Raw genomic sequence first — 6,766 nt, forward strand, 5'->3', positions numbered from 1 at the left:
CCCCTGTCCTCCTTGCGATTTCTCGACATGTTTACTAAACTAATTAGCAATGTAAACAATTCTCATGCGGTTGCGGTCACGAAGGGATGCCGATGAACCAGTTCGCCAGCCCTCCCGACTGGGCCAGCCAGCCGGATGCGCGCACGAATGCGCCGGACGCCGCGACCCCGCCCATGCTGGAGGTCGAGGCGCTGTGCCGCCGCTTCGGCGCCGTGGCGGCGGTCGAGGATGTCGGCTTCCGCGTGGCGCGGGGCGCGGTGACCTGCCTGCTCGGCCCCTCGGGCTGCGGCAAGTCCACCACCCTGCGCATGATCGCCGGCATCGAACGGCCCGATTCCGGCACCGTCCGCATCGACGGCCGGCCCATGTCCGGCGCCGGCAGCTTCCTGCCGCCGGAACGGCGCCCGGTCGGCATGGTCTTCCAGGATTTCGCGCTGTTCCCGCATCTGGACGTGGCGGCCAATGTCGGCTTCGGGCTGCGGGGCCCGGCGCGGCAAACCTGCGACCGCATCGGCGAACTGCTGGAACGGGTGGGCCTGTCCGGCCATGCGGCGAAATACCCGCATGAGCTGTCGGGGGGCGAGCAGCAGCGCGTGGCGCTGATCCGGGCCCTGGCGCCGCGCCCCTGCCTGATGCTGATGGACGAGCCGTTTTCCAGCCTTGACCACCGGCTGCGCGACGGCGTGCGCGACGCGGCGCTGGACCTGCTGCGCGAGACCGAAACCACGGTGCTGATGGTCACCCACGACCCCGAGGAGGCGATGCTGATGGGCCATCGCATCGCCGTCATGCGCCAGGGCCGGCTGATCCAGGAGGGACGGCCGGACCAGCTTTACGACCGCCCGGCGGATCGCGGCGTCGCGGCCTTCTTCTCGGACCTGAACACGGTCGAGGGGCGGGTCAGCGGCGGCCGGGTGCAGACGGTTCTGGGCGCCTTTCCCGCCCCCGGCCTGGCCGAGGGCAGCCGGGCCGAGGTGGCCATCCGCCCGCAGCACCTGCTTCCGGCCGAGACCGGCGGCACCCCGGCGCGGGTCGAGCGCGCCCGCTACCTGGGCCGCGACAGCCTGATCGAGACCCGGCTGGAGCCCGGTGGCACGGCGATGAAATCCCGCATCCCCGGCCTGGTGCTGCCGGCGCCGGGCAGCCTGCTGCGCCTTGCCGCACGGCCGGACAGCGCCATGGTGTTCCCCCACCCCGGCGGCTGACGCCCGGCCGGGCACCGGCGCCCGGGAACGGCTTCAGGGCAGCGCATAGGCCAGGATGTAATCACCCGGCCGGGTGCCGACCGAGCCATGGCCGCCGGCGACGATGACCACATATTGCTTGCCATCGACGGCATAGGTCATCGGCGTCGATTGGCCGCCGGCGGGCAGCCGCGCCTCCCACAGCTGCGCGCCGGTGGTAAGGTCATAGGCGCGGAAATAATCGTCCACCGCCGCCGCCAGGAAGGCCAGGCCCGAGCGGGTCACGATCGGCCCGCCGATCCCCGGCACGCCCAGCCGGATCTTCAGCGGCAGCGGCGTCATGTCGCGCACCGTGCCGTTCCTGTGCTTCCAGACCACATGCTCGCCGCGCAGGTCGGCCCCGGCGACATAGCCCCAGGGCGGCGCCGTGCAGGGCACGCCGAGCGCCGACAGGAACGGCCCCATGAACACGCCATAGGGCGCGCCGTCATTGCGGTTCAGCCCCTGCTCGCTGGCCTTCTCGTCCTCGCCCCTGGGCGGGATCGCCTCGGCCGGCACCAGCCGCGAGGTGAAGGGCAGATAGGTCGGCATGCCGAACAGCACCTGCCGTTCCGGGTCCACCGCCACCGAGCCCCAGTTGAACACCCCGAAATTCCCCGGATAGACGATGGTGCCGCGGGTCGAGGGCGGGGTGTATTGCCCCCGATAGTCCAGCGAGCGGAAGCGGATCCGGCAGGACAGCTGGTCGAACATGGTGGCGCCCCACATGTCCGCCTCGGCCAGCCGGCCCGGCCGGAAGGTCAGCTTGCTGATGGGCTGGGTGGGCGCGGTCCAATCCCCGGCGATGGCGCCGCCGGGCGCCGGCAGCTCCTCGCGCGGCGAGAGTGGCGCGCCGGTGCGGCGGTCCAGCACCCAGACGTCGCCCTGCTTGGTCGGGCCGACCAGCGCCGGGATCACCTTGCCGTCCCGTGTCAGGTCGACCAGAACCGGCTGCGCCGGCACGTCCATGTCCCAAAGGTCGTGATGCACGGTCTGCCGCACCCAGCGCTTCTGCCCGGTGCGGATGTCCAGCGCCACGATCGAGGAGGAGTGTTCCTCGACCGCCTGCGTCCGGTCCATGCCCAGCTGGTCGGGCACCCGGTTGCCCATGGGGATATAGACGAGGCCCAGCCGCTCGTCGTAGCTGAAGACCGACCAGCTGTTGGGCGAGTTGGTCGTGTAGCGCTCGCCCCCGGCGATGTCGATGGGCGCGGTCTGGTCCGGGTTGCCGCTGTCCCAGTTCCAGATCAGCGCCCCGGAATCGATGTCGAAGGCCCGGATGACGCCCGATTGCTCGCGGGTCGAGAAATTGTCGTTCACCGCACCGCCGATGATCAGCTTGCCGTCCACCGCAACCGGCGGAGAGGTGGAATAGTAATAGCCCGCCGGGTTGTATTCCATGCCCTGCTCCAGGTGCAGCACGCCGTTGTCGGCGAAGAAGCTGCAGACGGCGCCGGTATCGGCGTTCAGCGCGATCAGCCGCGCATCCGCGGTCGGCAGGTAGATCCGGCGGGGGCATTCGGCCAGCGCCCGGCCGTGCAGCGCCGCCTGTTCGGGCGTGGCGCCGGCCGGGGGCGTGGCCGGGGTCTCCCACCAGGTCACGCCGCGGCAGGTCTGGTGCTGGCGGTCCGGGTTCATGCCGGAATTGGCGTCATAGCGCCAGTTCTCCTTGCCGGTAGCGGCATCCAGCGAAATGGCGATATTGTGCGGGGTGCAGACGTAAAGGCTGTTGCCGACCTTGATCGGCGTCACCTGATAGGTGGTCTCGCCCACGTCGTCGGGGCGCTTGACGTCGCCGGTCCGGAACTGCCAGGCCAGTCGAAGATCGCCGACATTGGCGGGGGTGATCTGGGTCAGCGGCGACCAGCGCTGGCCAAAGCCGGTGCGGCCGTATTGGTGCCATTCGCCCTCGCCGGCCTCGTTGCCGGTGTTGACGCCGTTGCGCAGCGGGAAGGCCACGTCGCGGGTCAGCGCCCCCCGCACGGCCGAGGGGTCCTGGACCATGGAATAGCCGGCCACCGCGACCGAGGCGAGCACGACGCCGCCCAGCACCAGGCCCGGCGCCAAGCCCTGTGCGGTCGGCACGGCCAGCCTGCGCCGCACCAGGGGCAGCAGCAACAGCAGCCCCAGCAGCACCGGGACGCCGCCGCGCGGGCCAAGCTGCCACCAGTCGAAGCCGACCTCCCAGATCGCCCAGACCAGCGTGCCGGCCAGGACAAGGGCATGGACCAGCAGCGCCTCGGGCCGCCGGCGCAGCAGCAGCACGCCGGTGGCAAGGAAGCCGAGCCCCGCCACAAGGTAATAGGGGCTGCCGTCCAGCGCGACCAGCCAGCCCCCGCCAAGCGCGAGGCCAAGCCCCGCCACAAGAAAGACCACGGCCAAGGACATGATGAGCATATGAATAGAATTCCTTCCTTCTGGCGCCCCGGGATCGGCCATCGCCGGGCGCGATCCGGCGGGGGCGGCACTGTCGGCCGGTTCCGGCTGGCACAACCTGAGGACGATCAGATTCGGCGGGCGCACAGCCCGACGGTAGTCCGGTTGGGAAGGGATGTCACCCGCGGTTTCACCATGCGCGGATTCATGCGGCCCCGGGGGGGGGGCGCAGTTGCCGGGGCGGGACGGCCCGGTTCGGCGGGTCACCGCCGGATCGGCCCGGCGCAGGTTCAGTCGGCGAGGCTCGCCCCCGGCGCCCCGGCCAGGAAGCCGTCGGCCAGCGAGGCCTGCGGCATCAGCCGGCGCAGCCCGGCCAGCGCCTGGGCGCGCGGTGTGCCGCCCTGGGCGATGCGGTCGTAGAACCGCACCAGGCCGGCGAAATCGCCGATCTGCGGCGACAACCGCAAGGACGATACGCCGGCCTCGCGTAGCGCGTCGATCTGCCCGGCCGCGGTGGTATGGGAATGGCCCAGCGTCTGCACGCCGTTCACCGTCAGGAAGGGCACGCCCTCCAGCGTCTCGACATCGCGGCCGTCCGGATCCTCGCCGCAGACGAACTGGCAGCTGTCCTTGGCGCGGTCATGCAGGCGCGCGTGATAGCAGCGCCCCGAGATCGCCAGCGGCGCGCGGCCATGCCCCCAGACCTCGACGGCAAGGCCCGCCGCGGCTCCTGCCGCCGCCAGCGTCGCCACCGAGGCCAGCGGCAGTTCCGGCGGCAGGCAGATGCGGGTCGCGCCCTTCCTCGCCAGCCATTCCAGCGTGCCCTCGTTATAGACATTGACCAGCGGGCCGACCTGGAAGGGCATCCCTTCGGGCAGGTGTTTCAGCGCCCCCAGATCGGCGATCTCGACCGGCAGGCCGGTGGCGAACAGCTCCTCGGTCTGCCGGCGCTCGCGCCGCAGCGTGATCAGCGTCAGGGTGGACAGCGCCACTTCCTTTCCGGCGGCCTGCAGGCATTCGACGGCGCCGGGAATCTCCTGCTGCCAGAACGGCAGGCGCTTCGAGCAGACCCATTCGCCGATCACCACCCGCCGCGCCGGACTTGCGGCCAGGGTCCGGTAAAAGGCGCGCACGGTTTCGGCGCTCCAGAAGAAGGCGATCGGTCCGATGGTCAGATCCATGGCTACCTCCAGGTTTTCGCATAGGCGCCGGTGGTGGCGGCCTGGCCCTCGGTCAGCTTCGCCAGCAGGCCGGAGGGCAGTGGCGCGCCGGCCTCGACGGCCTCGACCGCTGCGCGAAAGGCGCGCACCACCTGCGCCACATAGGCGCGCGAGCGCTGGCGGCCCTCGATCTTCAGCGCCGTCACCCCGGCCCGGCGCAGGCGGGGGATCAGCTCGGTCGCGTCCAGGCTCACCGGGTCCTCGAACAGATGGCCGGTCTGGGCGGCGCCGGTGGCGGTGGCGGGCGCAGTGAAGCAGCCCTTGCACAGCGTCGGATAGGGTGCCGGCGCGCCTTTGGGCCTGCGATGGATCAGGAAGCCGCCCAGCCGAGCCTCGTTCTGGCCGCCCACCTCGCCATAGACCACGTGGCTGGCCGGAGAGCAGACGCCGTTCATGTTCGGCGACAGCCCCGTCGCGTATGAGGACAGCGAGCAACGCCCCTCGGCCATGACGCAGAGCCCGCCGAAGACGAAGACCTCGGTCTCGACGTCGATCTCGCGGTTGATGGCGGTGATCTCCTCGACCGTCAGCACCCGCGGCAGGACGACACGGCGGATCCCGAAGGTTTCGGCATAGAAGTTGATCGCGTCCGGGTTGGCCGCCGCCTGCACCGACAGGTGCAGCCGCAGGTCGGGATGCGCCTCGGCGGCATGGGCGATCAGCCCCAGGTCGGCCAGGATCACCGCATGGGCGCCGGCCGCCCTGGCCTCGGCCACCGCGCGATGCCAGATCGCCTGGTCGCCGGCGCGCGGAAAGGTGTTGATCGCCACCAGCACCCTGGCGCCGCGCGCCGCGGCATAGGCCACGCCTTCGGCCAGTTCCTGGGCCGAGAAGTTCAGCCCCGGAAAATTGCGAGCGTTGGTTTCATTGGCAAAGCCGCAATAGACCGTATGCGCCCCCGCATCCACGGCCGCGCGCAGGGCGGCGGGGGTGCCCGCGGGGCAGACCAGTTCCATCATGGGCTCGTCTCCTGTCTGGAAAGCACATAGCCGCTGCGCCGTGCCAGCAGGTCGGCGCCCCGGCGCAGCCAGCGGTCGAAGGGGCGGCCCGCAATCGCGGCGAGTTCCGCGGCCAGGTCCAGCTCGGCATCGTCCAGCGCATTGCGCAGCGCCAGCACGGCGGATGTGTCGCCGCCGATCTGCAACTCGCCGGAAAAGAACAGCGCATCGCCGTCCTCGGCCCCGTGCAGCATGGCGAGAAAGGCGGCAAGCCGGCCGCGGATCGCCGCGTCATGCGCAGGCTCGCGGCGGCGGGGATGGGCGGCAATGCGCCGGGCCCGCGGCTCGATCAGCAGCAGGACCGGGCCATCCGTGACGTCGATCAGGAAGCGCGCGGCCTCATGCGGGCCGAGCCGGGACAGGATCGCCGGCTGGCGGCGGGCGATGCGCCGCAGCAGCGCCGTCAGGGCGATGCCCATCAGGCGCGGGGCGAGTGGCGGGACCGGCAGGCGGCGCAGCGCGGCCGGAAGGGGGCGGGGCGAGGTCATGCTTCCGACCTAGCCCGCAAATTCCGCGGCCGAATTGATATCGGTCAAGCGGCGCGCGCATTTCCGGCCCTAGGTTCCGCCGCAACGAGCCGAGACCGGAGTCCCCGATGCGCAGCCTGCCGCCCTTTCCCGACCTGCGGGCGTTTCTTGCCTTTGCCGAGGCGCGGGGCGATCTGGCGCGAATCGCCGATCCCGTCTCGCTGCGCCACGAGATGACGGCGGTGCAGCTGGCCGCCCTGCGCCGCGGCGGTCCGGTGCTGCGCTTCGACGCGCATGACGGACCGCCGATGCCGGTGGTGACTAATCTTTTCGCCACGCGCGAGCGGGTCGCGGCCGGCCTGGGGCTGGCGCTGGACGAGATCCCGGCCTTCGGCGGCTTCCTGGCCGGCCTGCGCAGCCCGGCCCCGCCCGAGGGGATGCGCGACGCGCTGTCGCGCTGGCCGGCGCTGCGCGCGGCGCTG

General features: G+C 71.4%; 5 protein-coding genes and 1 pseudogene. 2 read left to right on the top strand and 4 right to left on the bottom strand.

The features are described 5' to 3' along the window. The first annotated feature begins 92 nt into the window (after positions 1 to 92). On the top strand, positions 93 to 1,205 hold the full coding sequence (locus I9P22_RS12790) for an ABC transporter ATP-binding protein (RefSeq protein ID WP_199259875.1): 1,113 nt from the start codon (positions 93 to 95) through the stop codon (positions 1,203 to 1,205). A 33-nt stretch (positions 1,206 to 1,238) separates the two neighbouring features. Here the strand turns inward: I9P22_RS12790 and I9P22_RS12795 are convergent, their stop codons facing one another. From I9P22_RS12795 to ubiT, 4 genes are all read right to left on the bottom strand, one after another. After that, on the bottom strand, positions 1,239 to 3,620 hold the full coding sequence (locus I9P22_RS12795) for a glucose/quinate/shikimate family membrane-bound PQQ-dependent dehydrogenase (protein WP_199259876.1): 2,382 nt from the start codon (positions 3,618 to 3,620) through the stop codon (positions 1,239 to 1,241). A gap of 269 nt (positions 3,621 to 3,889) precedes the next feature. Continuing rightward, positions 3,890 to 4,780 carry a ubiquinone anaerobic biosynthesis protein UbiV gene (gene ubiV / locus I9P22_RS12800; protein WP_199259877.1) on the bottom strand — a complete coding sequence of 297 codons (891 nt, stop codon included), beginning with the start codon at positions 4,778 to 4,780 and terminating at the stop codon, positions 3,890 to 3,892. 2 nt (positions 4,781 to 4,782) lie between these two features. Then, positions 4,783 to 5,775 (bottom strand): ubiquinone anaerobic biosynthesis protein UbiU, encoded by a 993-nt coding sequence (gene ubiU / locus I9P22_RS12805; RefSeq protein WP_199259881.1) that lies wholly within the window; start codon positions 5,773 to 5,775, stop codon positions 4,783 to 4,785. Next, a complete protein-coding gene (gene ubiT, locus I9P22_RS12810; protein ID WP_199259878.1) occupies positions 5,775 to 6,305 on the bottom strand; it encodes a ubiquinone anaerobic biosynthesis accessory factor UbiT in 531 nt (176 codons plus the stop codon). The genes ubiU and ubiT overlap by 1 nt, the downstream gene beginning before the upstream one ends. Positions 6,306 to 6,412: 107 nt before the next feature. On the opposite strand from ubiT, the pseudogene I9P22_RS12815 reads away from it, so the two are divergent. Continuing rightward, a pseudogene (locus tag I9P22_RS12815) lies at positions 6,413 to 6,766 on the top strand (UbiD family decarboxylase); the annotation flags it as partial.

The sequence above is a fragment of the Paracoccus binzhouensis genome, assembly GCF_016446475.1.
GTDB lineage: Bacteria > Pseudomonadota > Alphaproteobacteria > Rhodobacterales > Rhodobacteraceae > Paracoccus > Paracoccus binzhouensis.

Bases quoted from the DNA above. Each gene is read 5' to 3' on its own strand.
- ubiV (WP_199259877.1), bottom strand. From the start codon at position 4,780: ATGGATCTGACCATCGGACCGATCGCCTTCTTCTGGAGCGCCGAAACC.
- ubiU (WP_199259881.1), bottom strand. From the start codon at position 5,775: ATGGAACTGGTCTGCCCCGCGGGCACCCCCGCCGCCCTGCGCGCGGCC.
- ubiT (WP_199259878.1), bottom strand. From the start codon at position 6,305: ATGACCTCGCCCCGCCCCCTTCCGGCCGCGCTGCGCCGCCTGCCGGTC.
- I9P22_RS12795 (WP_199259876.1), bottom strand. From the start codon at position 3,620: ATGCTCATCATGTCCTTGGCCGTGGTCTTTCTTGTGGCGGGGCTTGGC.
- I9P22_RS12790 (WP_199259875.1), top strand. From the start codon at position 93: ATGAACCAGTTCGCCAGCCCTCCCGACTGGGCCAGCCAGCCGGATGCG.